Origin of the sequence: Rhizobium sp. LjRoot254, from assembly GCF_964254105.1 — a bacterium.
Taxonomy (GTDB): Bacteria; Pseudomonadota; Alphaproteobacteria; order Rhizobiales; family Rhizobiaceae; genus Rhizobium_E.
On the sequence record NZ_CAXUSM020000001.1, the window covers coordinates 755,784 to 780,109 of the forward strand.

The window sequence follows — 24,326 nt, forward strand, 5'->3', positions numbered from 1 at the left end:
GGCCGGAGCAATCCGGCCCTTATTCTCCCGCGCGCTTGCGGATCAGGCGGCCGATTACCTTGCCGTCGCGCGGCTTGGATTTGCGGAACAGATCGCCCGCCTGATCGAGGCTCTCTTCGCGGAGCTTTGCCTGCTGGGTGCGGATGGCATCACGAACGGCTTCGTTTTCCACATTGTCCTGGACGAGCTCCGGCGCGGTGGTGATGGCTTCGTCGAGCACCGAGAGGTCCTGCATGTGGCCCAGCAGGTCCGAAAGGCTTTTTGCCTGGCGCTGGATCGAGATCATCGCGGTGGGCCAGAGATCGCTTATCAGGGCCGCGTGCATCCAGCGGTCCTGGCTGCGTTTTCTCAGGTCATGGAAGGCTTCCTCGTGATGCCCGGAAGCGGCTGCAGCGATTGCACGCCGTGCCTTCTTGCCGACCTTCTCCCAACCGGTCACCACGCAGTCGGCGCCCTTTTGCGGGCCGTTCGGCAGGTCGAGCCGATTGACATCCGATGCAGCCTGCCTGAGATCGCCTGACGCCTTGTGCAATATCTCCGAAGCCTCCTCTGATTCTCCGGTCAAGCGCCGATGGCGGCGTTCGAGCCGTTTGGCGAGCCGGTCCATCAGCATGGCGTTGGATTTCGAGTTGATCTCGTGCTTGAGATACTGGGTCACTTGCATCAGTGCCGCTGCGTCGCGAAGGTGCGAAAGTTCGCGGGCGATATCGCCGAGCCGCTGGTTCTCGGCCCGCTGGAATTCCTTCGCGGAGTCGGCGACCAGCCGGTAAAGCGCGCGGCACTGCTTGATGTGCTTGCGGGCGCCGTGGATCGCATGGTCGGGGCCATCGGGCATGTCGTCGAGAAGCGATGCGGCGTCTTCCAGCCTGTGGCGCGCAATGCGGCGGACCTGGCTTTCGAGGGATTCGGCGAAGTCGATGTCATATTCCATCGCGCCAGTCCTTTCCCAGGCTGCCTTCGGCGAGTGCCTGATTGGAAAAGCGCCGCTCGCCGGTCACTTCGCGACCGAGCCACGGGGGCAGGGCGGCTTTTTCATCTTCGCTTTCGAGTTCGACCTCGGCGACCACGAGGCCCTTGAGGTCGCCTTCATAGACGTCGATCTCCCAGATATGTCCTTGATGCTCGACTTTGTAGCGGGTCTTGGCGATACGCCCGCCCCTGGCGAGGTCGAGCAGTTCCCTGGCATCTTCGATCGGCACCTCGTATTCGAACTCGTGGCGCGCCATTTCGTCGATACCGATCTTCAGCGTCAGCCGGGCCTCTTCGTCATCTATCGTGCGGATGCGGATCGAGCGGTTGTTTTCGGAAAAGATAATCGCCTGGCGGAAGGCCTTGCCCCGGCCGGCCTGATCGCGCCACGTATCATCGGCGATGAGAAACTTCCGTTCGATTTCCTTCGGCATGTACGCACGCTCCGCCGGATCACTCGCATTTGTGCAGGGTTAGCACGGCAAGGCGGTGATGCAAACGGCATAAGCAAAAGGCCGGGCGATGGCCCGGCCTTGAATGAGTGTGCTGATACTCTGCCTTAGAAGACGGAGCGGACATTGCCCTCAAGCTTCTTGGCGAGCGCCTCGTCGGCTGCGGCGATGAAATAGCTCGTCGCATCCTTCTGGCCGCCGATCACCGTAAAGCCGTCCTGTGCGGGTGCCGCGCCAGAGATGTTCTCGTTCTTCATGAAGTAGACCGCCACGGATTTGCCCGCGCCGTCTTCGTAGAACAGCGCGCCGGTGGGCTGGCCCACGACTTCGACGAACTTGCCGCCACGCAGCTTGTAGCCTTCGGCGGAGAGATCCGGCACGGCGAATTTCACCGACGTGACCGCTTCGAGATAACCGACCAACTCGCTTTCCTGCGCCGCGGGAACCTCGTCGGCATGGACCTTGTCGGCCGCATAGACCTTGTGGGCGCTGGCGACTTCCGCCAGTGCGACGTCGGCCTTGGTAATGCTGCGCGTCGAAACCGGCTTTATCTCGCTATCGGCTTCGGGAGCCGGCAGTTCGAAAGTCAGGTTGCCCATGCCGCGGGTTTTGACTTCGCCGCCGGGCGCTTCGATATTCGATGTCTCGGATACCAGTTCCGGAAGATCGCCGGGAACGCGGTTCTCGGCTACGTAGTAGCCGGCATAGGCGCCGGCGAAGAGCAGCATCACGGATGCGGCGATCGCCTGCGGAATGAACCGCATGAAGGACGCAACGTTGTTGTTCGCTGCCTGGCGCACAGGCGCCGGCTTGGCCTCGATGGCCTTGATCTTGCGGACGAGGTCGAGCGGCACCGGCTCACGCAGCATTTCTTCGAATGCCTTGTTGCCGAAATCCGAGCCCATCTTCAATGTTTCGTAGATGCCACGCGCATCGTCATTCGAAGCGATCAGCGCTTCGAGCTCGCGTGCATCGTCTTCGCCGACCTGCCCGTCGATAAAGGCAGACAGCCTGACTTCCAAAGGAAGTTCCTTGAAATTCTCCATGCTCATGCCCTCGCTTCCTGTGTGCCGTTGACCATGGCGGCCAACCTCAAACGCGCGGTCGAAAGCCTGCTCATCACGGTGCCAATCGGAATGCCAAGGATGTCGGCGGCTTCCCTGTAGGAGTGCCCTTCGACATTGACGAGGAGAAATACGGAGGACAAGCCCTCCGGCATGGACAGGATCATCTGGTGCAACTGGCCGGCATAAATGGCTTTCTCGGCATTGGCCTCGACGATCAACTCGTCCTGCTCCGCCGCATCGACCGTACCGCCACCGGTACGCACTTTCCGTTTCCTTATTTCGTCAACCCACAAATTCCTCGTCATGGCGTAGATCCAGCTTTCCAGTCGTCCTTCCCCGTTCCAAAGGTGGCTCCTGGTGATGGCCCGTTCGCAAGCTTCCTGCACCAGATCGTCTGCATCCGATGCATTGCGCGTGAGTGTCATGGAAAAGCGTCTCAGCTTTGGCAGCAAAGTCACCAGTTCACGGCTAATTTGATCTGCCTTGCCTTGGCTATTCATGACCCTCACACATGATGACGTGGTTTGTGGCGTGTTTATTCATTTGCTGTCGAAAATTCCCCAGGTCCCGGAAGGGGCTTCGAGCGGCCCATGGTATGAAACATTTTGGCTTTATTTCGCAAGGGCATAAAAGAAAATGGACGCGAAAGCTCGCGTCCACTTGTCTCTTGTTGTCCTTTTCCCACAGGTTTGCCTGCGAGTAAAGTGCCGGGTCAGTAGGTGCTGCCGGTCTTCAGCGCTTCGTAGAGCGCCTTGTAGGCGTAGGTGTCCTTGCCGCCGCGATCGCGGATCTCGACGAGCTGCACACGCGCGCCTTCGATGTCGCCCTGAAGCACCAGGCCCTGGCCCATATAGGAGCGTGCGAGGAGGTAATTGCCGTCGAGCGCGATGGCCTTCTTGTAGTAGGTCATGGCGACATCGACATTGCCGAGCTTGCGGTTGGTGTAGCCGTAATAGTTCAGGATGCGCGGATCGTTCTGGTTCTTGGCGCGCTTGAGCATATCGAGCGCCTCATCGTACTTTCCGGCATAGGCGTACTGACGCGCAAACAGATAGATCTGGTTGTCATTGAGTTGGCTGGACTTCTTGACGCATTTCTTCGCCGCGTTGTCATAGACCTGGCCTGCAGGGCATTTGTTGGCGTCGCCGCCGCCGCTGCTATCGCCATCGCTGCCGCCGCCGGCGGCGAAGACGGGTGCGGCAAAAGCCAGCGAGGCGGTGGCTGCGAGTGCCAGCAGGGTGTTCTTCATCGTCAAGGTGGTCATGGGGGAGCTCCTTAGTCCTTGAGTGTTATGAACCTGGGCCTGTCGTGGCCGAGAGGTTGATGCGAGGGTCATACGAAATCCTGAAATGCGCAACCTAAATGTTCGTGATGACCGTTCCAACTTTGGCCGGTTTATTTCAGGCAGCGCTTGCCTTGAGTTAATCAAGCGATTAAATTGATATCGGGAGAACAGCATGGACAAGCCAATATCCGGTGCCGAAGTCACACGCGTTGCCCTGATCGAAGCCGCCATCCGGCTTTTCGGCGAGCGCGGCTATGACGCCGTCTCGACCCGGGAGATTGCCGATCTCGCTGCCGCCAATATCGGGTCGATCGCCTATCATTTCGGCGGCAAGCCGGGGCTCAGGCTGACCTGCGCGCAACATGTCATCGGCAATATCTCGGCCACTGTAGGCCCGGCCTTCCTCAAGCCGCTGCCGCCGCTCAGGCCGGATGAAGCGCTCGACATGATCGAGCGGATGATGAAGGTGTTCTGCAATTTCTGGCTGGTCAATCCCAACAGCCAGACGTTCGTGAACTTCATCCTGCGCGAACTGCTGGTCAAGGGCGAGGTCTCGGAACTGTTCTACTGCACCTGGATGAAGCCGATGCATAAACGGTTCTGCGAGCTTTTCGGCATCGCGACCGGCCGCGATCCGGAGTCGCACGAGGTCAAGATCGCGGTGTTCTCCTTTATCGGCCAGGTGTTCCATTTCCGGGTCGGGCAGCCGCTCATCATGCGCCGGCTGGATTGGGACGAACTCGGCGACAGGGAGGCCGAGCACGTGGTCGAGGGCCTGGTCAAGAATACACGCGCCATCGTTCTGGCCTATCGGAGTTTCCCATGATGGACCTGATTTGCGGATTGCCCCTGATCGCGGGCCTGTTTGCTTCCTGCGCGCCGGCGCCGCCGCTGGCGACCGGTTATGTCGAGGGCGAATATGTGCTGTTGGCGCCCGTCGAGGTCGGCCGTATCGAGGCTCTATCCAAGAAGCGCGGCGACCGCGTGGCGAAGGGGGAGACCCTCGTCCAGATGGAGGGCGCCGATGCCGATATCGCCGTCCATGAGGCGCAGGCGGCGCTCGAACACGCCCAAGCACAGTTGGCAAACCTGAAGGAGGGCAAGCGCCGCGAGGAGATCGATGTGATCGAAGCGTCGCTGCAGTCGGCCCGGGCGCAGGCCGCGGAAGCCAAGCGGGTCTTCGACCGCGAGACGGCTCTCGCCAAGCGCGGGATCAATGCCAAGGCCGACCTCGACCAGGCGTCGACAGGGCTGCTGCAGGCGGATGCGAAAGTCAGCGAAATGACCGCCAACCTGTCGGTGGCACGATTGGCGGCGCGACCAATGGAAATCGACGCGGCGGATGCGCTGGTCAAGCAGGCCGAGGCGAAGCTGGCCGACGCGAAATGGCGGCTCGAACACAGGCGCCTTACCGTTCCCGAAGATGGCGTGGTCGAGGATGTCGTGCGGCGCGTCGGCGAAGTCGCGGGGCCGTCGCAGCCGGTCCTGTCGATCCTGCCCGATGGCGCGGTGAAGGTCCGGCTCTATGCGGCCGAGCAGTATGTCTCGACGCTCAAGCTGGGCACCTCGCTGGAAATCCGCTGTGATGGCTGCGCGCCGGGGCTGAAGGCCTCGATCACCTATATCTCGAACAGTCCGGAGTTCACGCCGCCGGTCATCTACTCGCTCGAAAACCGGCAGAAGCTCGTCTACCTCATCGAGGCGCGGCCGGAGAGCGAGCAAAGCGTGCTGAAGCCCGGCCTGATCGTCGATGCGGTGCTTGGCAAATGAACGCCATCGAGGTGCATGGACTGGTCAAGCGCTTCGGCGACAAGACCGTCGTCGACAACGTGTCCATGACGGTTGCGACCGGCGAGATCGCCGGCTTCCTCGGTCCCAACGGGTCGGGCAAGACCACGACGATCCGCATCATGTGCGGGCTGCTGACGCCGGATGCCGGTTCGGGAAATGTGCTCGGCTTCGATCTCCTGAAGGACAGCCTCAGGATCAAGCGCGAAGTCGGCTACATGACGCAGAAGTTCTCCTTCTACGAGGATCTCTCGATCGAGGAGAACCTGATGTTCGTCGCCCGGCTCTACGGGCTGAAGCCGGCCAAGGAACATGTCGACCGGACGCTTGAGGATCTTGGGCTCGCGACGCGGAGGGAGCAGCTCGCCGGCAAGCTCTCGGGCGGCTGGAAGCAGAGGTTGGCACTCGCCGCCTGCATCATGCACAATCCGAAACTGCTGCTGCTCGATGAGCCTACTGCAGGCGTCGACCCCAAGGCGCGGCGCGAGTTCTGGGACGAAATCCACCGGCTTGCCGCGCGCGGCCTCACCGTGCTGGTATCGACGCATTACATGGACGAGGCCGAGCGCTGCCACCGCATCCACTACATCTCCTACGGCAAGCTGCTGGCAAGCGGCACGGTGCCCGAGGTCGTGGCCAGTGCCGGGCTCACGACATTCGTCATCGAAGGTGAGGGGCTGGAAACGCTGGTCGAGGAACTGGCGGGCAAGCCCGGTGTCGATCAGGTTGCTGCCTTCGGTACGGCTCTGCATGTCGTCGGCAAGGACCGCCAGGCGCTGGAAGCGACACTCGCGCCTTATCGCGAGACGGCGGAGTTCAAGGTCACACCGGGCGAGACCAGCCTCGAAGATGTGTTCATCCAGTTCATGGCCGGCTCCAGGGACAATATGGGATGAACAGGCTCTTCTCGTTCTCCCGGCTCAGGGCGCTGCTGATCAAGGAATTCATCCAGATGCGGCGCGACCGCATCACATTTGCCATGATGCTCGGCGTGCCGCTGATGCAACTGATCCTGTTCGGCTTTGCCATCAACAGCGATCCGAAGGGGCTGCCCGCCGCACTCGTGACATCGTCGTCGGATCACTATGTCCGGGCCATGGTGTCGGCGCTCGAACTTACCGGCTACTACCGTTTCGTCTCGGTCGGCGAAAGTGCCGAAAATGCCGAGGACCTGATCCAGGGCGGGCATGTGTCCTTCGTCGTGACCATTCCCTCCGATTTCGCGCGGCGCGTCGACCGGGGCGACCGGCCGCAGATCCTGATCGAGGCCGATGCCACCGATCCGTCGGTCGCATCGGGTGCGATATCGACGCTCTCGACCGTGGCGGCGCAGGCGCTGCTCCGCGAACAGGGCCAGGAAATCGAGGCGAACGATGCGCAGAAGCACGCCCTCGAAGTCGTCGTCCAACGCCGCTACAATCCCGAGGGCATCACGCAGTATAACATTGTCCCCGGCCTGCTCGGCGTCATTCTGCAGATGACCATGGTGATGATGACATCGATGGCGCTGACGCGGGAAACCGAGCGCGGCACGATGGAAAACCTGCTGGCGATGCCGGCGAGCCCGTTCGAGATCATGATCGGCAAGATCGTTCCCTATCTGGTGGTCGGCGGCGTGCAGGTCGTGGTGGTGCTGGTCGCCGCGAAACTGCTGTTCGACGTGCCCTTCATGGGCTCGTTGCCGCTGTTGCTGGCGGCGGTGCTGATCTTCGTGCTGTCGTTGGTGCTGCTCGGCTATACGATATCGAGCGTCGCCAAGTCGCAGATGCAGGCGATGCAGCTGACATTCTTCTTCTTCCTGCCGTCGATCCTGCTGTCGGGCTTCATGTTTCCGTTCCGCGGCATGCCGGAGTGGGCGCAGTGGCTTGGCGAACTGTTTCCGCTCACGCATTTCCTCCGCGTCATCCGCGCGGTGATGCTCAAGGGTGCCGACTGGCACATCATCGCCTTCGAGGTCTCGATGCTCGGCGTGTTCATTCTCGTCTATGCCGGGCTGGCGCTGATGCGCTTCAAGCGGACGCTGGATTGATCAGCATGACGTCGTCGTCGCGCACGAAGCTCGTCTTGTCCTCGATAAGGCTGAAGCGTTCCTTGCGCAGCGACCAGTTGCCCCTCTCGCCATCGATATGGAAGAGATTGTAGGCTGATGGGGGTTTGCGCCCGCCGAACATCTGGCTGCCGGAGGCGATGCCGACGACCGGGATCTTGCCGGTGCGGCCATCGAGCCAATAGGTGGTGTTGAGATGGGTGTGGCCGTGCAGAACGAGTTCGGCGCCATCCATGTGAACGGCCGCAGCAAAGCGCCGTATGCCCATCATGCGTTTATAATTGGGGGTTGCGCCCCGGATTGGCGGGTGATGGATCATCACGACGCGGAAATAGCCCGCATCTCCGGTTTCCTTGAGTACCCTTTCGAAGCGACGCGCCTGGTTGGGTCCGAAGAAGCCCGAGGCCATGAATGGCGGCGTGGCGGTGGCGGTGGAGAGGCCGATCAGTGCAACCTTGTCGCGGAGCCTGAGATAGGGGAAGATGTGACCATCGTCGCGCGGTGCATCACCGCTCATCCACGGCTTCCAAAGTCGCGCCGCGTCGTCGAGCGCACCCGGCACATAAGCGTCATGATTGCCGGGTACCACGGAAACCTCGGTCGCCCTTGGGAAAGCACGCAGCCACGTCGTGGCGGCATCGAATTCGATATCGGCCGCGAGGTTGACGAGATCGCCGGTGATCGCGAGATGGTTGGGCTTGGCCTTGACGATTTCGAGGAGAAGCAGTTCCAGCGTGTTGCCGAAAAGGTTCTTGCCCCTGTTGCGATGCCAGTTCACATAACCCGTAATGCGCTTCGACAGCAGTTCGAGGAAAGTCAGGTCAGGTAATGGTCCGAGATGAACGTCGGAGATATGCGCGAGTGTGAACATTGTCTCGTTGTATGGTGGCCGTGATGAAGGAGCAAGTGGCATGCAGGATGTAACGCCGCCGGAGATGAGCGCGTTCCGCTACCGCGTGCTCACGCGTGTCGCGCATTTCGTTTATTTCTTCATCAAGGGCATGACGATGGGGGTGCGTGCCGCCTGTTTCGACGACCAGGGCAGGATTTTCCTCGTGCGCCATTCCTACATTCCCGGCTGGCATATGCCGGGCGGCGGCGTCGAGCGCCGCGAGACGGTGCGGGAGGCGCTTGCCAAGGAACTGCGCGAGGAAGGCAATCTCGAACTCACCGCCCCGCCGCAGCTGGTGCATGTCTACTTCAACCGGCGCACCTCGAAGCGCGACCATGTCGTGTTCTACCGTTGCGATGTCAGGCAGACCACGCCGAGGCTGAGGGATCGCGAGATCGTCGAGGCCGGCTTCTTTCCGCTCGATGCGCTTCCGACTGGCACTACGTCGGCAACCTATCGCCGGCTCAAGGAATTGGCCGGCGAGGCCGAGTTCGACGACGTCTGGTGAGACTATTTCAAGGCCCTGGCGAGTTCCCCGATATGTTCCGGCGAAATGCCGCAGCAGCCGCCGACCATGTTGGCGCCGGCATCGACCCACTTTTGCGCCCAGCCCAGATAGAGGGGAGGGGTAAGATCGGCGCGGATGCCGTGCAGCGTTTCGTTGGCAGCCGCGTCATCGGCTTCCGAGGCGAAGGCATTGGCATAGACGCCGATCGCAAGATCGACATCGCCGGCTGCTGCGCGAGCCTCCCGAACGGCGGCTTCCATCACTTCCGGCTGGCTGCAGTTGAACAGCAGGGCCGACGCCCCAAGCGTCATGGCGTGGCGTGTCGCATCGGCGATGGTTTCGCCTGAACGTAACGCCGGCTTTTCCGTGCCTTTCAGCACGTCATGAGAGTGATGATCGTCCAGCGTGAAGGACAGCCACAGCGGACGAGGATCATCGCCCAGCAATTGCCTGACCAGCGTAACCTCGGCCAGCGAGCTTTGCGTTTCCGCCAGCCAGATATCGGCATGGGGCGAGAGGCCTTCGATCAGCGTTTCCAGAATCGGCCGCGCCAGTTCGGCATCGAAGAGGTCCGGCCGGTAGGACCCCATCACCGGCGGGAGCGAGCCGGCGACCCGGATGCCGAATTCGTCGGCGGTCGTGCGCGCGATGCGGCCGGCGAGATCGGCAAGGCGCAGGCCCTCCGCCTCGAAGCGCTCCTGGCCGATATGGAAGGGCACCACGGCATAGGAATTGGTGGTGATGACGTCCGCGCCGTTCCGGGCGAAGGCGGCATGTGCCATCCCGACATGATCAGGCGCTTCCATCAGCGCCAGCGCCGACCATTCCGGCTGGCGGAAGGGTGCGCCGCTGCGTTCGAGTTCACGGCCCATGCCGCCATCGAGAATCGTTACCGTCATGCCCATGCTCCCTGCTTATCGAGCCCGGGTTCTAGCGACCTCAGACGGAGAGATCAATGATCGGCCCGACCGGCACGATGCCGTTCGGGTTGATCGTCTTGTGACTCCGGTAATAGTGGTTCTTGATGTGGTCGAAGCTCACCGTCTCGGCGACGCCGGGGACATTGTAGAGCGTCTTGAGGTAGGCCTGCAGGTGGGGGTAATCCACGATGCGCTTCCTGTTGCACTTGAAGTGGCCGACATAGACGGGGTCGAAGCGGACGAGCGTAGTGAATAGCCGCCAATCCGCTTCAGTCAGCCGGTCACCGAACAGGAATTTCTTGCCGGCCAGCCGCGCTTCGAGCAGGTCGAGAGTGGCGAACAGCTTGTCGAAATTCTCTTCGTAAGCCGCCTGGCTGGTGGCGAAACCGCATTTGTAGACGCCGTTGTTGACGGTGTCGTAGACCAGCGCGTTGAGTTCGTCGATTTCGGCGCGGAGGCTCTCCGGATAGAAATTCTGGTTGTTGCCCGTGATGCCGTCGAAAGCGGAATTGAACATGCGGATGATTTCGGAGGATTCGTTGGAGACGACGGTACCGGTCTGCTTGTCCCACAGGACCGGCACGGTGACGCGGCCGGAATAGTTGGGATCGGCCTTGGTGTAGACCTGGTACAGGTAATCCAGGCCGAACAGCTGGTCGCCCGTTGCGCCGTCGGTTTCCTTGAACTCCCAACCGTTCTCCAGCATCAGGAAGTGCACGACCGAGACGGAGATGTGGTCTTCGAGGCCCTTCAGCTTACGGAAGATCAGCGTACGATGCGCCCAGGGGCAGGCCAGCGAGACATAGAGATGGTAGCGGCCACTTTCGGCCCTGAAGCCTGCCTTGCCCGTGGGGCCGGCGCTGCCGTCGGCAGTAACGAAATTGCGGAAACTGGAAGCGGAGCGCACGAACTGGCCACCCGTATCCTTGGTGTCGTACCAGGCATCCGTCCATTCGCCGTTGACCAGCAGTCCCATCGGGTCTCTCCATGTTCTTGATCGTGTCGTCCCGCCAATGTGGCAATCAAAATGCACGATGACGAGAGGCAAAACTATGAACGCTGCGTTTTGGCTCTTGGCGGATTGAAAATTTCCTGCTATCGGCGCTTTCGTACTCCTCTAGAGATAGACCGACGGATGACCCAGCTGCGACGACCGCGATGAACCTCGTTACTGCCCGTGCGTGAACCGCGCGAGCCCTCATCGCACATTGTCGTCTCCGGGAACTGTCCTTTCCATGAAAAAGCATGATCTTGTCTATCTGACCGAAGATGCGTCGCATCATGACGCCATCGAACATATCAACGAAGAAGCTTTCGGCCCCGGCCGGTTCGCGCGCGCTGCCGCTCGCATCCGGGAGCAGGGGCCGCATGACCTGTCGCTGTCCTTCGTCTGCGCCGATCTCGGCGAGACGATCGCCTCGGTGCGGATGACGCCGGTGCTGGCCGGAGGCGTGAAGGGCCATCTGCTCGGGCCGCTGGCCGTCCGGCCTTCGCACAAGAACATGGGCATCGGCCGCGAGCTTGTGCGGATTGCCGTGGAAGCCGCGCGGCGCCATGGCTCCGAGGGCGTCATCCTTGTGGGCGACCCGCCCTATTACATGCCGCTCGGCTTCGAGAAGGTCGCCTATAACGCGCTGAAGTTTCCGGCGCCGGTCGATCCCGGCCGTATCCTCGTCGTGCCGATGGCCGATGGCGTTCATGAGCGGCTGAAGGGCGAAATCCGGTGGTGGAACCCCGATCAGGAAGCGACGATGCCGGTGCGGGCGGTGGCCTGATCGCTCACCAGCGAAGAAGACGGCGGCCGGTGAAGTAGCCTGCTGTCGTGACCACGGCGATTCCCAGCGTGTACCAGGTGGCGAGGAAAAGCGGACTGTCATCAGGGCAATGCCAGGCATAGATGGCGGCGGCTATGCCACCGGACGCCAGACCGGCCACAGCGCCCGAAAGCCCGGGATTATCCGGCGCGCCATTGCGTAGCGCGATCATGAAGGCGGCGAGCGGAGCAAGCGCCAGTACGGGAATGAACATCACGCAGAAGCGGGCATTGTTGCCCATCATCCGGGTCCGCCAGCTATCGGCCGGCATCACGCTCATTTCGGCGATGACGGCTGCCACGACCAGCGCCAGGGGCACCAGCAGAAGCAGACCGCGTGTCTTCAACGGTGCCGCAGGACGGCCGATCTGGAAGACCAGGCTTGAGGCGGCAACCGCAAGCACGAGCGTTGCGCCGATCTTGAACAGGACACGTGCTGTTTCCATCGCATCCGCCATGTCGCGGCGCATGCCGATCGTCGAGATGAGCATGATCGCGGATATCGCAATCCCGGCCACCAGGGCATAGGTAAGCATACGGCCGAGCTTCGTGCGAACGGTCGCGTCTTCCGCCAACAGACTGATCAGATCATCAGTTTTCACGCTCGTTACTCCGGTATAGGGCCGCAAGGGTCTTCAAAGCACGATGCAGCGCCACGCGCACCGCACCTTCCGTCATTTTCAACCTCTCGGCCGTTTCGCGAATGCCCGCGCCATTCAGCGAGATCGAACGGACGATGTCGCGCTGCGGATCGCCGAGACGTTCGAGCAGGCGCTCGGCGTCGAGAAGGTCCATGGCGTCGGTCTGCTCTGCGGCTTCCAACGTCTCGATCACATCCTCGATCGGTACGTTGATATGCCTGCCGCGGCGTCGAAGGCTGTCGATCATCTTGTTGCGCACGATGGTCGAAAGCCATGGTCCGATCGGGCGCGAGCTATCCCAGGTTCCGCGCTTCAGATGCACTGCCAGCAACACTTCCTGCACGACATCCTCGGCTTCGCTGGCCGGCGCGCGAAACTGCTCGCATCGCCGTTTTGCCAGGCCGCGCAGATGGGGCACGACGGCTTCAAGAAAGCGCTGGTAGGCCTGCTTGTCGCCATCGATCGCCGCGCGCATCCACGCCGCCCATTGCTCTTCACGCGCCGAACTGTTCACCCGACATTATCCTCTACGATGCGATACACGACTTTGTTACATCTCCGTGAAACGCGGGTGAAATGGCTGGTGCAAAGTAACGTCCGCAGGCCTTGCCGGATGTGATAGCTCAAAAACTCCGGCTCGGCTATGCGACCGCCTTCGATACAAAGACCCGGCATAATCGTTTGACGATGCTTGTAACAATCTCCATCTCCGCCTCGTAGTCAGCATGAAGGCCGGCTCGCGAGACGGTCTTCGACACGTATCCAGATCCAGGAATCCTGGGGTCCGGCAATCACTTGCCGGCCAATGGAGAGACTGTGTCCAAGGGGCAATGTCGCCCGAAACACCGAGGAGATAACCATGTTGAAATTGACGCTCGCCGCCGCCGTTTTCGCCGGCGCACTCGCCATGTCCCCAGCGGCTTACGCCATGACCATGAAATGCGACGAGGCAACCTTGATGAAAATGGACAAGGACGCCGACGGCATCAAGGACGCGGCAATGAAGGACAAGGCCATGAAGGAGCTGACCATGGCCAAGGAGGCGATGAAGATGAACAAGACGGACGACTGCATGATGCACATGGAAAATGCGCACAAGAACATGATGTAACTTCGCGGCCGTGAGGAGGAGGGGCCTCTCAGGCGGCCCTTCCTTCAAGTGAAGAGGCTCAGCGCCCCTCACGCCACCAGGTCGAGCCGATCGCCAGCGCCAGCAGGCCCAGGCCCATGAAGCCGGCGAAGAGTGGCAGCGAGGTGACGCCCTTCAATTCCGTTTCATCCGTCATGCGGATCACCATCCGGTCTGGATCGCTGACGCGGACCTGGCCGCGTACGGTGAGGATCTGTGGCAGCTCTACCGTGCCGTTGCCCTGGTCGAGCCGGCGGACGATGCCGCGGCTATCCCTGGCCATCGGTGCCAGTTTCTCGGTGGTCGAAACCATCTGGCGGAATTCCGGAGCATCCACGGCGCCGACATGGACAAGCGTCGTGAAGTTGCCGTTCCTGACTTCGTAGAGCCCGGTCGCGGCGGTCTTGAAAGTCCCGGTGAAGCGGCCCGGCTCAGTCTCGGTAAGGGTCACCTCGCTCGTCTTGCCGTCCGGGGCTCTCACGCTTGCCGGTGGAACTTGTTTGCCGAGCGTCTGGCGGTTGATCTCTATATCGCGTCCGCGCGAACTGGCGGTCAACGCTTCTTCCTCGAGCGCCGGCTCCTTCATCAGCCAGTGGGCGATGCGCCGATAGAGATCGACATGCGGGCCACCACCTTCGAAGCCGCGCGCCCAGAGCCAGCCCTGGTCGGAGAGCAACATCGCAACGCGGCCCTCGCCATTGCGGTTGAGCACCAGCAGCGGTGACTTGTCGGGTCCATCCATGAGGATGTTGCCTTCGGGCGGATTGACCGTTACCGAGCGGAACCAGCGGCCCCAATGCGGCGGCTCGGTATTGGCACCCGTCAGGCCGCGCGTGACCGGATGCCGGTTGCCGAGGTCCGAGAGGCGCGGGAAAAAGGCCTTCTCGTTCATGCTGCCGGTCGGCATGGCGGGCAGGACGGTTGAGAGCGGGGTATAGGCGATCGATTCCGCGCCGGCATGTTCGGGGCCGGAGACCAGCAGCAGCGCGCCGCCTTCCTTCACGTACTGGGCGATGTTGTCGTAGTAGAGGATCGGCAGCACACCGCGATGCTGGTAGCGGTCGAAAATGATCAGGTCGAAATCCTTGATCTTGTCGACGAAGAGTTCGCGGGTGGGGAAGGCGATCAGCGACAGTTCGTTGATCGGCGTGCCGTCCTGCTTCTCGGGCGGCCGCAGAATGGTGAAGTGGATCAGGTCCACGGAGGCATCGGATTTCAAGAGATTGCGCCAGGCGCGCTCGCCGGCATGGGGTTCGCCCGAGACCAGCAGCACGCGCAGGTTCTCACGAATGCCGTCGATATTCTGAACCACGCGATTGTTGATCGGGGTCACTTCGCCGGGAATCTCGGCCACTGATATTTCGAGGATGTTGTTGCCGGCTCGGGGCAGCCTGAAGCGCGCAACGCGGTTCTCGCCCGGCGTTGCCTCCATGCGGTTGGTCACCTCGCCATTGACGCGGACTGTGACCTCGGCGGGCGCGGATTGCGCGACGCCGTCATCGATCACCCGAAGCGTCAGCTCCTGCTCCTGGTCGACCAGGCCGAAGCGCGGCGCCTTGACGATTTCGATGCGGCGGTCGAACTCGTCGGGCTTGCCGGTGATCAGGCCGTGCACCGGCGCATCTATGCCCGACAGCTTGTTGTCGCGCGGAATGTCATGCACCTGGCCGTCGGTGATTGAAATCACGGCGCCGATGCGGCTCGGCGGTACGTCCTCCAACTCACTGGCGAGATTGGAGAACAGCATGGTCGAGGGCGTGTCTGAACCGGTGTCGCGGCCGGCATCTATGACGCGCGTTTCGATGCCGCTGAAGCGGCCGAGCGCGGTCTTCAGCTGGTCGATCGCGGAGTCCGTTTGTGCCTTGCGGTCGCCCACGTCCTGACTTTGGCTGCGGTCGGCGGCGATCGCGACAATTGTCGAGAGGGGCTCGCGTTCCTCATTGAGGATGACGGGGTTGATCAGCGCGCCGACGAGCAGCGCCAGTGCGATGGTGCGCAGGACCATGCCGCGCTGGCGGCGATAAAGGCCGAGGCCGGCAAAAGCCACGGCGGCAAGCGCCAGCAAGGCAATGAGGGACAGTGACAGAAGCGGATCGAAGGTGATGCTCATCTCTTACTGCCCCAGTCTTTCGAGCAGAGCCGGCACATGCACCTGGTCGGCCTTGTAGTTGCCGGTTAGCATATACATCATGATATTGACGCCGGTGCGGTAGGCCATCTCGCGCTGGTTCTCATCCGGCGGCACCAATGGCAGCAGCGGCGCGCCGGCATCGTCGATCGCCCAGGCGCCGGCAAAATCATTGCCGGTGATCATGATTGGCGTCACGCCATCACCCGCACGCGCCGGACGGTTCGGGTCGGCCTTGCTGGTCGAAGCCTCGACCCAGAGCGGGCTGCCGGAATAACGGCCGGGATAGGATTTGAGCAGGTAGAAGCTCTTGGTCAGAACGTGATCGGTCGGCACGGCTTCGAGCGGCGGAATGTCGATATTGGCGAGGATGGCGCGCAGGCGCTCCGTATTGGGGCTCACCGAACCGGTCGCCGAGATCGCGGAGAACTGATCACGGGTGTCGAACAGCACGGTACCGCCGGCGCGCATATAGGCATCGATACGGCTGATCGCCTTCTCGCTCGGCATGCTGGCGGTCGACGAAATCGGCCAGTAGAGGATCGGGAAAACGGAGAGTTCGTCCTTGGCGATATCGACGCCGACCGGGTCGCCCGGTTCGAGCGTCGTGCGGTAATAGAGATAGTCGGTGAGGCCCGCGAGGCCGCGCTCGGATATGCGATCGACCTCGGCCTCGCCGGTGATCACGTAGCCGAGATGGGTCTTGTCGAGGCGGGCCATCAATTGTTCGTCGCCGGGCTTTGTGTCGTCAGCGCGTGCGTAGTCAGGGGCGATGCCCGCGAAACCAAGAGCGATGATCGCGGCAGCGGCGGTAGCACCCAGCCGGCGGGCGAAGGCACCGCCGAGCAGCAGCATGGCGAATGTGTCGGCCAGCGCGAGCAGCACGGCGGCGGAGAGCAGCCATGGCTTGAGCGACATGCTGCCATCGCCGATGAAGCCGGATTCGGTGTAGGCCAGATTATCAGGCAGGCGGATCGGTGCCAGCGCCTGCTGGCTATTGACCAGATTGAGCGCCTGGAAGCCATCCTCGCTGCCATAGAGGCCGGGCGGATTGGCGAAGCTGACGCGTGTCTGGCCGATCGCCTCGATCGGCTTTGCGAGTCCCTTTTCGGTGGTCATCGTGCCCTTGGCGGTCAGCATCCTGAAGGGGGGAAGCACCATCTTGCCCTCGGCAGTGGTGGTGGCCTGCGCCGCAGTCGAGGAAATCTGCACGATCCGGCGCAGCATTTCGACGAAATCACCGGATAGAGGCAGGTTTGACCACGAGGATTCGGCGCTGACATGGAAGAGCACGATGCGGCCGTTGCCGAGCTTCTTGGCGGTCACCAGCGGCGTGCCGTCGCGCAGGTTGGCCCATGTCATGCTCTGCAATTCGCTTGAGGGCTCGGCCAGAACCTGGCGGTTGACCAGTACACCTTCAGGCGCCTTCAGGCCATAAAACGGGCTCGTCTCGGGATAGACATCGAGCGGCTGCGGCGTAGCCCAGGACATCGAGCCGCCAAGCGCGCGTTCGCCTTGGCGCAGTGTCACGGGAATCAGGGGATCGTCACCCGGCGCGGTGGCGAGCCTCGGTCCGGCGAACCGCACGAGCGTGCCGCCGCGTTCGATCCATTGCGTGAGCGCCTGTTCGGCGGCGCCCGGCATGCGCCCGATATCGGCGAGCATGATGAGGGACGGCCCGGTCTGGATCATCGCCGGGATCGAGGTCGCGAGGTCGTTGCTCTCCGGCTGCGAAAGGTTGGCATAGGGCGACAGCGCGCGGGTGATGTAATAGAGCGGCGAGAGCAGCGGCTGGCTGCGGTCGCCCACTTCGCCCGAGATCAGGCCGACGCTGCGGCGCTTGAAGCTGTCGTCGAGCAGCCGCACCGCGCCGCCGGTTTCATAGCCGTCGATCGTCAGCCGGGCGAAATCATTGCGCAGTTCAAATGGCGCGTCGATCAGGCCCTCTGCGGAGCGCTCGCCCGGTTTGAAGACGATGTTGGTGTTGGCGAGGATATGGCCCTGCATGTCGCGCGCCGAAACGGTCAGGGTCTGCTCGCCAGCCGGGTCGAGCCGGGCGGCGGTGACGCTCATCTGGTCCGAGGTGTTGGCCGCCGCCGTCAGTGCGACGGCATCGGGATTGTCGCGGCCGATGACGCGGAAATCGCTCGCGCCGAGCGCCGAGAGGCCGTCGAGGAACGGCTGGTCCTGCGCTGCGGCGACGCCATCGGTGATGAAGGCGAGGGTCGAGGGCTTCGCATCGGTGAAGGCTGTGTTGAGGGCTGCAATCACCGAACCGCGGACGGCGGGAAGGGGTCTCGGCACAGATGCCGCGAGCCGCGTCAGCGCGTCGGAGGCACTTCCGAAGGTGGCGTCATGGGTTTCATCAGCGGTGAAGACGAGGCTGACCGGCAGGTCCTTGTCGCGCGCTTCCTCGATGAGGAATTCGGCGGTCGCGCGGCGGCGGTCGAAGGCCGGTGCCGATGCCCAGCTATTGTCGAAGACGATCGCCAGCGGACCGCCGGACGATAGCGTCGCGGCATTCGGATTGAGCAGTGGGCCGGCAAGCGCGATGATAATCAGGCCGGCGAGCACGAGCCGCAGCAGAAGCAGCCACCATGGCGTCGTCGCCGGTGTTTCCTCGCGCTTTCCCAGCGCCAGCAGGATGCGGAAGGGCGGAAACACTTCCTTTTCCGGGCGCGGCGGCGTCAGCCGCAGCAGCCACCAGATCAGCGGCAGGGCGATGAGCGCGGTCAGGATCAGCGGCGCGGTGAAGGCGAGCGCTCCCATCAGCGGCTCCCCTCGGTGCGGCCCGGCTGGCCCGAGAGATACATATGGACGGAGACGAGCGCTTCGGAAGCAGGCCTTCCAGTATTGTGTGATACGAAATTCCAGCCGAGATGCCGCAATCCATCGCGTAGCGACTCGCGCCGGGCGAAATAGAGCTGGCGATATTCGTCCTTGAGCAGCTCGGACCGGCCGGAGAGGAATTTCCGGCCGGTCGCCGGGTCGGAGAATTCCACGCGGCCGGCATAGGGGAAGCCTTCCTCCGCGGGGTCGGAGACCTCCACCACATGGCCGCGTAGGCCGCGCCGGGAGAGGGGCTGCAGCGTCGCGATGACCTCATCGGGCGGCTCAAGGAAATCCCCGAACAGCACCACGTCGCTCGAACCACGGATCATGCCGGTGGGCGGCAGGCTTGAGGAAATATCAGCATGCATCAGCGCCGTCGCCAGTCGTTCCGCCGCGTTGCGAGCGGCCACCGGCTCCATAACGCCGGGGCAGCCGATTCGTTCGCCGGAGCGCGCCATGATCTCGGCGATGGCGAGCATCAGCACCAATGCGCGGCTTTCCTTGGAGACGAGGCCCAGTTGCGACTTGTACATCATCGACGGCGAAAGGCTGGCCCAGAGCCAGATCGTATGCGCGGCTTCCCATTCGCGGTCGCGGATATAGGTATGATCGTCGCGCGCCGAGCGGCGCCAGTCGATGCGCGACAGGCTGTCGCCATCGACGAAGGGCCGGAACTGCCAGAAGTTTTCGCCGATGCCCTTCTTCTTGCGCCCGTGCCAGCCTGATATCACAGTATTGGCGATGCGTTTGGCCTCCACCAGGCAATCGGGCAGCAGGCGCGCGCGTTCACGCGCCCGGAAAAGAGCGGCGTCCGGTGTCGTGGCAGGGACGGTCTGGCCAATGGGTGCCAATGTCGGGCTTGTCTTTCCTTTATCCGGCCTGTTAGCCGGCCCTGAGGGGAGCCACGAGTTTTGCGATCACTTCCTTCATCGTCACGCCATCGGCGCGCGCGGCGAAGGTCAGTGCCATGCGGTGCTGGAGCACAGGGCCTGCCAGCGCGATGACGTCATCGACGGAGGGAGCGAAGCGGCCTTCGTAGAGGGCGCGGGCGCGGGCGGTCAGCATCAGGGCCTGGCCGGCGCGCGGTCCCGGTCCCCAGGCGACCTTCTGGTCGGCGAATTCGTTGCCATTGCCGGGTCGCGCCGAGCGTACGAGCTTGAGGATCGCTTCGAGCACGCTTTCGGACACCGGCATACGGCGGATCAGGGTCTGGATCTGCTGCAGGCGCTTGGCGTCGATCATGCCCTGCACGGATTGCTCGCGGACGCCGGTCGTTTCAAGCAGGATGCGCTTTTCCGCTACGAGATCCGGATACTCGACGTCGATTTCGAGAAGAAAACGGTCGAGCTGCGCTTCGGGAAGCGGGTAGGTGCCTTCCTGTTCCAGCGGGTTCTGGGTTGCCAGAACATGGAACGGCTGCGGCAGCGCATAGGGCTGGCCGGTGATCGTCACATGATATTCCTGCATCGCCTGCAGCAGCGCCGACTGGGTGCGTGGGCTGGCGCGATTGATCTCGTCGGCCATTAGCAGTTCGGTGAAGACCGGGCCCTTGACGAAACGGAAGCTGCGCTTGCCGGCTGCGTCCTGGTCCATGACTTCCGAGCCGAGGATATCCGATGGCATCAGGTCGGGTGTGAACTGGATGCGGCTGGTCGCGAGGCCGAGGACGGTGGCCAATGTGGCGACGAGCTTGGTCTTTGCCAGACCCGGCACGCCCACCAGAAGCGCGTGGCCACCCGAGAGCACCGCCAGGAGCGTCTGCTCGACCACGGCCTCCTGACCGAAGATCGCCTTTGCGGTCTCGGTCTTGATGCGCGCGATATCCTCAAGTGCCTGCTCGGCTTCGGCTGCGACAGCTGCCTCGTCGATCGTGCCTTCCGCCGGTGTCATTGCACCCATGAAAACCTCCGGAAATAATAAGCCGCCGAACGAATCGGAATTTCAGCTTGTCTAAAGCCTCTTCTCAACCTTACAGGGGTATCCACAACAGACAAGCGGCTTTCCAATCAAGATTGCGTCACCCATAATGGTGGTGATGAGGACAGAACAATGGCAGACGGCGAAATAAGTGCCCTAAGGGATGCCGGACAGCTGGCGGCGTTGATCACGCGGGCGGCTGATGACACCAACAACAAGACCGGCCTGCCGCCCGTGGATCGCTGGAACCCACCCTTTTGCGGCGATATCGACATGGAAATCCGTGCCGACGGAACATGGTTCTATATGGGCACGCCGATCGGCCGCCAGCCGCTGGTCCGCCTGTTTTCGACCGTGCTCAGGAAGGACGACGACGGCAAGACCTATCTCGTCACGCCGGTGGAAAAGGTGGGGATACGCGTGCAGGACGCGCCGTTTCTTGCTGTTGAAATGGCGGTGAGCGGCGAGGGCGCCGGCCAGGTTCTCACGTTCCGAACAAATGTTGGTGATGTCGCAGAGGCCGGGCCGGATCACGCATTGCGGTTCGAGATTTATGGCGAAAACCACGAACTGAAGCCCTATTTGCATATCCGGGGCAATCTGGAGGCGCTGGTGTCGCGGCCAGTCATGTATGACCTGGTGGAGCTTGGCGAGCAGGTCGAACTGGACGGCGTGATGATGTTCTGCATACGCTCGGGCGGCAAGCTGTTCCCCGTCATGCCCGCTGACGAGTTGGAAGCCCTTTCGATATGAGCATATTCACAGCGACAGATTTTCGCCTCCGTGCGGAGAGGCATGCCGGCGGTAATGCCGAGGATTTTCTTGGATATGGTGACTATCGCCTGAACGACCGCCTGCATCTCGGCCTCGAGGGCATGAAGCTGAAAGATGCCGCCGTGCTGGTCGGCATTGTCGAGGATGATGCGGCGCATGTCATCCTCACCAAGTGCACCGACGCGCTCAGAAAGCATTCCGGCCAGATCGCCTTTCCCGGCGGCCAGCTCGATCCCGGCGAGAGTGCCGAAGTGGCGGCAGTTCGCGAGGCGGAGGAGGAGATCGGGCTCGCGAGGCATTTCGTCGATGTGATCGGCGCCCTGCCGGCGATACCTGTATTGTCCGGCTTTCGCATCACGCCCGTTCTCGCGACGATCCGCACCGGCTTCACGCTGAACCCCAATCCAGATGAGGTCGAGCATGTGTTCCAGGTCCCGCTGGCCTTCCTGATGAACCCCGGCAATCATGAGGAAGACGTGTGGAAGACGCGAGGCCTCAGCCACAAATTCTATGTGATGCCCTATGACGGCTGGCGCATTTGGGGCATTACCGCGGGCATCATCCGTTCGGTTTACGAAAGGCTATATGAATGACATCGGTCGCCGGCGAGGGCTGGTTCCAGGACCCCGGGCTCCAGCGTGTACTCGCACTGCTCAACCGGGATGGCGGCGAAGCGCGTGTCGTGGGCGGCGCCGTGCGCAACAGCCTGATGGGCATTCCCGTATCCGACATGGATATCGCAACCAGCCTGCTGCCGCAGGATGTGCAGGCGCGGGCCGAAAAAGCAGGCGTCAAATGCGTGCCGACCGGCATGAAGCATGGCACCGTCACGCTGGTGGTCGATGGCCATCCGTTCGAGGTGACGACGCTGCGCCGTGATGTGGAGACGGATGGCCGTCACGCGCAGGTCGAATTCACAACGGACTGGCGGGCGGATGCGGAACGGCGCGACCTCACTATCAACGCGCTCTATGCCGATCAGTCGGGGTTGGTGCATGATTATGCCGGCGGGCTGGAAGACATCGAAAAAGCGAATATCCGATTCATCGGCGATGCTGCCGAGCGGATCGAAGAGGATCATCTCAGGATTCTGCGATTCTTCCGGTTCTTCGCCCATTATGGCCGTGGCCGACCGGATGCCCAGGGCATCAAGGCGAGTGCTGTCGCCAAGGAGAAGATCAGGACGCTTTCGTCCGAGCGGGTCTGGTCCGAGATGAAGAAGCTGTTGTCGGCTTCCGATCCGTTCCGGGCGCTGCTGTGGATGCGGACATCAGGTGTGCTCACCGTGGTCCTGCCCGAAACCGAGAAATGGGGGATCGACGCTGTCCCAGCGCTCGTGGCAGCGGAAGGCAAGTTCGGCTGGGCGCCTGATCCGATGCTGAGGCTCGCCGCAATCGTGCCGCCGGATGGTGAGCGGCTGATGGCGATGGCGGATCGGCTGAAGCTCTCCACGGTGGAACGCGCCTATCTGACGGCGTTTGCGGATCATCCCACGATACCTGACCCGATATCCGGGCCGCAATTCGACGCGATGCTCTATGCGCATGGAGCGCTCGGTGCAGAGGTGAATTTGAAGATCGCCCTTGCCAATGCGACCGCCAAGGCTGAAGGAAATGCCGAGGAGTTACCGCGCGTGGCGCGGCTCAATTCTCTTCTCGCCCAGGCCATGAAGTGGCAAAAGCCAGTGATGCCCGTGAAAGGGGCGGATCTTGTCGAATTGGGATTCGAGCCCGGTCCACAGATCGGCGAAAAGCTCACGACTCTCGAAAACCTGTGGGTCTCCTCGAATTTCAAGCTATCGAAGGATGAACTTCTGGCGAAGCTCAAGCATTAGCCCCGCCAGGAAAACGTTCAATTCCTCATGAAATCGGGCAGTGCCCAGCTGTCGAAGCAGGCAGAGCCTTGTTCGTCGCGCGCATGGGGTGAATGATTGTCATTGTCGGCTTCGACCGGCTTCTGCCGCTCGAACCAGGAGATGCGATCGATGAAACTCAAAGTCGAGGGATCGACGGCATTGCCCGTATCCGAAGCGGATGGGGCACCGTCATCAAATCTTTCCATGATCAACTCCTCCAGTTTCTCAGGAACTGAAGAATCATAACACGGTTTGCATTAGAAAGACACGATGGAGCTTGGTTTCACACCATTTTGAACGCCATCGTACTGCGGTACGTGCCTCAGGGCCAGCGCACCACCGGGGGCAAGGAAGACAGGATCGCCTCGACATTGCCTCCCGTCTTCAAACCGAATGTCGTGCCCCGGTCGTAGAGAAGATTAAACTCGACATAGCGGCCGCGGCGAACCAGTTGCTCATCGCGTTCGGCCTCGGTCCACGGCTGGTTAAAGCTGCCGCGCACGATCTTGGGATAGACCAGCGCGAAGGCGCGGCCGACATCACGCGTGAAGGCGAAGTCGGCATCCCAACCGCCCTGTTCGGCAGGCGAGTGCTGCCAATCGTAGAAAATGCCGCCGACGCCGCGCGGCTCATTGCGGTGCTTGAGGAAGAAATACTCGTCGCACCACGCCTTGAATTTCGGGTAGTCGGCAACCGGATGGCGCGAGCAGGCGATCTCCAGAGCGCGATGAAACAGTAGCGTATCCGGATCCTGCTGGGTGCGACGCCTGTCGAGCACGGGGGTAAGGTCGGCGCCGCCACCGAACCAGTGCGAGGACGTGACCACCATGCGCGTGTTCATATGAACGGCAGGCACGTTGGGATTGACGGGGTGGGCGATCAGCGAGATGCCGGACGCCCAGAAGCGCGGATCTTCGTTCGCGCCGGGCATCTGGCCGCGGAATTCCGGTGAGAATTCGCCATGGACGGTGGACGTATGGATCGCCGCTTTTTCGAACACGCGGCCTTCCAGTGTGGACATGGTGCCGCCGCCACCGCGACCATCATCCCGAAGCCATGGTTTCTTGACGAATTTTCCCGGCTGGAAATGCGAGAGCGGGCCAGAGAGCTCGTTCTCCAGCATTTCGAATTCCGCGCAGATCGCGTCGCGCAAGCTTTCGAACCAATGCCGGGCCTGCTCCTTCTTCGTTTCTATGTCAGCGGGCAGGCCTTTCGGCAGTTCCGGTCTTTCCATTACGTCTTTATTCCGTCGAATTGCAGGTGACGCCTGTTAGCAACTCAGCCCCGGCAGCGAAAGAGAAAATCAACC

At 62.1% G+C, this 24,326-nt stretch carries 26 protein-coding genes; 10 read left to right on the forward strand and 16 right to left on the reverse strand.

The genetic code is table 11. The features are described from left to right. Positions 1 to 19: 19 nt before the first annotated feature. From ACSQ26_RS03795 to ACSQ26_RS03815, 5 genes are all read right to left on the reverse strand, one after another. Positions 20 to 931, reverse strand: coding sequence for a CHAD domain-containing protein (locus ACSQ26_RS03795; protein ID WP_436006430.1), 912 nt, complete (start codon positions 929 to 931; stop codon positions 20 to 22). Next, a complete protein-coding gene (locus tag ACSQ26_RS03800) occupies positions 921 to 1,403 on the reverse strand; it encodes a CYTH domain-containing protein (RefSeq protein WP_436006432.1) in 483 nt (160 codons plus the stop codon). The genes ACSQ26_RS03795 and ACSQ26_RS03800 overlap by 11 nt, the downstream gene beginning before the upstream one ends. Positions 1,404 to 1,528: 125 nt before the next feature. After that, positions 1,529 to 2,473 (reverse strand): anti-sigma factor family protein, encoded by a 945-nt coding sequence (locus ACSQ26_RS03805; protein WP_436006434.1) that lies wholly within the window; start codon positions 2,471 to 2,473, stop codon positions 1,529 to 1,531. Beyond that, positions 2,470 to 2,988, reverse strand: a complete 519-nt coding sequence (locus ACSQ26_RS03810; RefSeq protein WP_258157826.1) for an RNA polymerase sigma factor — start codon at positions 2,986 to 2,988, stop codon at positions 2,470 to 2,472. Before ACSQ26_RS03810 ends, ACSQ26_RS03805 begins: the two co-directional genes overlap by 4 nt. Positions 2,989 to 3,200: 212 nt before the next feature. Continuing rightward, positions 3,201 to 3,752, reverse strand: a complete 552-nt coding sequence (locus ACSQ26_RS03815) for a tetratricopeptide repeat protein (RefSeq protein ID WP_436006437.1) — start codon at positions 3,750 to 3,752, stop codon at positions 3,201 to 3,203. A 193-nt stretch (positions 3,753 to 3,945) separates the two neighbouring features. Between ACSQ26_RS03815 and ACSQ26_RS03820 the strand changes: the two genes are divergently transcribed. Genes ACSQ26_RS03820 through ACSQ26_RS03835 form a run of 4 tightly spaced genes read left to right on the forward strand, consistent with a single transcriptional unit; the run spans position 3,946 to position 7,590 of the window. After that, on the forward strand, positions 3,946 to 4,599 hold the full coding sequence (locus ACSQ26_RS03820) for a CerR family C-terminal domain-containing protein (protein ID WP_436006439.1): 654 nt from the start codon (positions 3,946 to 3,948) through the stop codon (positions 4,597 to 4,599). After that, complete coding sequence (locus ACSQ26_RS03825) at positions 4,596 to 5,543, forward strand: HlyD family secretion protein (protein WP_436006441.1); 948 nt, start codon at positions 4,596 to 4,598, stop codon at positions 5,541 to 5,543. The genes ACSQ26_RS03820 and ACSQ26_RS03825 overlap by 4 nt, the downstream gene beginning before the upstream one ends. Then, a complete protein-coding gene (locus ACSQ26_RS03830; protein ID WP_436006443.1) occupies positions 5,540 to 6,457 on the forward strand; it encodes an ATP-binding cassette domain-containing protein in 918 nt (305 codons plus the stop codon). Before ACSQ26_RS03825 ends, ACSQ26_RS03830 begins: the two co-directional genes overlap by 4 nt. Beyond that, positions 6,454 to 7,590: an ABC transporter permease gene (locus tag ACSQ26_RS03835; RefSeq protein WP_436006445.1), complete on the forward strand. Its 1,137-nt coding sequence runs from the start codon at positions 6,454 to 6,456 to the stop codon at positions 7,588 to 7,590. The genes ACSQ26_RS03830 and ACSQ26_RS03835 overlap by 4 nt, the downstream gene beginning before the upstream one ends. On the opposite strand, the gene ACSQ26_RS03840 is transcribed toward ACSQ26_RS03835, so the two are convergent. Next, positions 7,571 to 8,479 (reverse strand): metallophosphoesterase family protein, encoded by a 909-nt coding sequence (locus tag ACSQ26_RS03840; RefSeq protein WP_436006447.1) that lies wholly within the window; start codon positions 8,477 to 8,479, stop codon positions 7,571 to 7,573. The genes ACSQ26_RS03835 and ACSQ26_RS03840 overlap by 20 nt on opposite strands. 40 nt (positions 8,480 to 8,519) lie before the next feature. On the opposite strand from ACSQ26_RS03840, the gene ACSQ26_RS03845 reads away from it, so the two are divergent. Continuing rightward, complete coding sequence (locus tag ACSQ26_RS03845; protein WP_436006449.1) at positions 8,520 to 9,008, forward strand: NUDIX domain-containing protein; 489 nt, start codon at positions 8,520 to 8,522, stop codon at positions 9,006 to 9,008. A 2-nt stretch (positions 9,009 to 9,010) separates the two neighbouring features. On the opposite strand, the gene ACSQ26_RS03850 is transcribed toward ACSQ26_RS03845, so the two are convergent. Both ACSQ26_RS03850 and ACSQ26_RS03855 read right to left on the reverse strand, forming a co-directional pair. Further along, positions 9,011 to 9,913, reverse strand: coding sequence for a homocysteine S-methyltransferase family protein (locus ACSQ26_RS03850; protein ID WP_436006451.1), 903 nt, complete (start codon positions 9,911 to 9,913; stop codon positions 9,011 to 9,013). 34 nt (positions 9,914 to 9,947) lie between these two features. Continuing rightward, positions 9,948 to 10,904 (reverse strand): glutathione S-transferase family protein, encoded by a 957-nt coding sequence (locus ACSQ26_RS03855; RefSeq protein ID WP_436006453.1) that lies wholly within the window; start codon positions 10,902 to 10,904, stop codon positions 9,948 to 9,950. Positions 10,905 to 11,163: 259 nt separating this feature from the next. Between ACSQ26_RS03855 and ACSQ26_RS03860 the strand changes: the two genes are divergently transcribed. Further along, complete coding sequence (locus ACSQ26_RS03860; protein ID WP_436006455.1) at positions 11,164 to 11,703, forward strand: GNAT family N-acetyltransferase; 540 nt, start codon at positions 11,164 to 11,166, stop codon at positions 11,701 to 11,703. Between the two features lie 4 nt (positions 11,704 to 11,707). On the opposite strand, the gene ACSQ26_RS03865 is transcribed toward ACSQ26_RS03860, so the two are convergent. Both ACSQ26_RS03865 and ACSQ26_RS03870 read right to left on the reverse strand, forming a co-directional pair. Continuing rightward, positions 11,708 to 12,343, reverse strand: coding sequence for an NrsF family protein (locus tag ACSQ26_RS03865; protein ID WP_436006457.1), 636 nt, complete (start codon positions 12,341 to 12,343; stop codon positions 11,708 to 11,710). Beyond that, a complete protein-coding gene (locus tag ACSQ26_RS03870) occupies positions 12,333 to 12,896 on the reverse strand; it encodes a sigma-70 family RNA polymerase sigma factor (protein WP_436006459.1) in 564 nt (187 codons plus the stop codon). The genes ACSQ26_RS03865 and ACSQ26_RS03870 overlap by 11 nt, the downstream gene beginning before the upstream one ends. Positions 12,897 to 13,241: 345 nt before the next feature. Here ACSQ26_RS03870 and ACSQ26_RS03875 point away from each other — a divergent pair, with 345 nt between their 5' ends. Next, positions 13,242 to 13,493, forward strand: a complete 252-nt coding sequence (locus tag ACSQ26_RS03875) for a hypothetical protein (protein WP_436006461.1) — start codon at positions 13,242 to 13,244, stop codon at positions 13,491 to 13,493. Between the two features lie 58 nt (positions 13,494 to 13,551). Here the strand turns inward: ACSQ26_RS03875 and ACSQ26_RS03880 are convergent, their stop codons facing one another. Genes ACSQ26_RS03880 through ACSQ26_RS03895 form a run of 4 tightly spaced genes read right to left on the reverse strand, consistent with a single transcriptional unit; the run spans position 13,552 to position 20,370 of the window. After that, positions 13,552 to 15,621: a hypothetical protein gene (locus ACSQ26_RS03880; protein WP_436006463.1), complete on the reverse strand. Its 2,070-nt coding sequence runs from the start codon at positions 15,619 to 15,621 to the stop codon at positions 13,552 to 13,554. 3 nt (positions 15,622 to 15,624) lie between these two features. Then, complete coding sequence (locus ACSQ26_RS03885; RefSeq protein WP_436006465.1) at positions 15,625 to 18,408, reverse strand: DUF4159 domain-containing protein; 2,784 nt, start codon at positions 18,406 to 18,408, stop codon at positions 15,625 to 15,627. Next, positions 18,408 to 19,322, reverse strand: coding sequence for a DUF58 domain-containing protein (locus ACSQ26_RS03890; protein ID WP_436006467.1), 915 nt, complete (start codon positions 19,320 to 19,322; stop codon positions 18,408 to 18,410). The genes ACSQ26_RS03885 and ACSQ26_RS03890 overlap by 1 nt, the downstream gene beginning before the upstream one ends. Before the next feature lie 31 nt (positions 19,323 to 19,353). Continuing rightward, on the reverse strand, positions 19,354 to 20,370 hold the full coding sequence (locus ACSQ26_RS03895) for an AAA family ATPase (protein ID WP_436006469.1): 1,017 nt from the start codon (positions 20,368 to 20,370) through the stop codon (positions 19,354 to 19,356). Between the two features lie 150 nt (positions 20,371 to 20,520). Here ACSQ26_RS03895 and ACSQ26_RS03900 point away from each other — a divergent pair, with 150 nt between their 5' ends. Genes ACSQ26_RS03900 through ACSQ26_RS03910 form a run of 3 tightly spaced genes read left to right on the forward strand, consistent with a single transcriptional unit; the run spans position 20,521 to position 22,996 of the window. Continuing rightward, positions 20,521 to 21,141 carry a DUF1285 domain-containing protein gene (locus ACSQ26_RS03900; protein ID WP_436006471.1) on the forward strand — a complete coding sequence of 207 codons (621 nt, stop codon included), beginning with the start codon at positions 20,521 to 20,523 and terminating at the stop codon, positions 21,139 to 21,141. Further along, the gene (locus tag ACSQ26_RS03905) at positions 21,138 to 21,755 is read left to right on the forward strand and encodes a CoA pyrophosphatase (RefSeq protein WP_436006473.1); all 618 of its coding nucleotides are present in this window, start codon (positions 21,138 to 21,140) and stop codon (positions 21,753 to 21,755) included. The genes ACSQ26_RS03900 and ACSQ26_RS03905 overlap by 4 nt, the downstream gene beginning before the upstream one ends. Further along, positions 21,752 to 22,996 carry a CCA tRNA nucleotidyltransferase gene (locus ACSQ26_RS03910; RefSeq protein WP_436006475.1) on the forward strand — a complete coding sequence of 415 codons (1,245 nt, stop codon included), beginning with the start codon at positions 21,752 to 21,754 and terminating at the stop codon, positions 22,994 to 22,996. Before ACSQ26_RS03905 ends, ACSQ26_RS03910 begins: the two co-directional genes overlap by 4 nt. Before the next feature lie 17 nt (positions 22,997 to 23,013). Here ACSQ26_RS03910 and ACSQ26_RS03915 read toward each other — a convergent pair whose 3' ends face one another. After that, positions 23,014 to 23,223 (reverse strand): hypothetical protein, encoded by a 210-nt coding sequence (locus ACSQ26_RS03915; RefSeq protein ID WP_436006477.1) that lies wholly within the window; start codon positions 23,221 to 23,223, stop codon positions 23,014 to 23,016. A 116-nt stretch (positions 23,224 to 23,339) separates the two neighbouring features. Continuing rightward, positions 23,340 to 24,251, reverse strand: coding sequence for an oxygen-dependent coproporphyrinogen oxidase (hemF, locus tag ACSQ26_RS03920; RefSeq protein WP_436006479.1), 912 nt, complete (start codon positions 24,249 to 24,251; stop codon positions 23,340 to 23,342). Positions 24,252 to 24,326 lie beyond the last annotated feature (75 nt).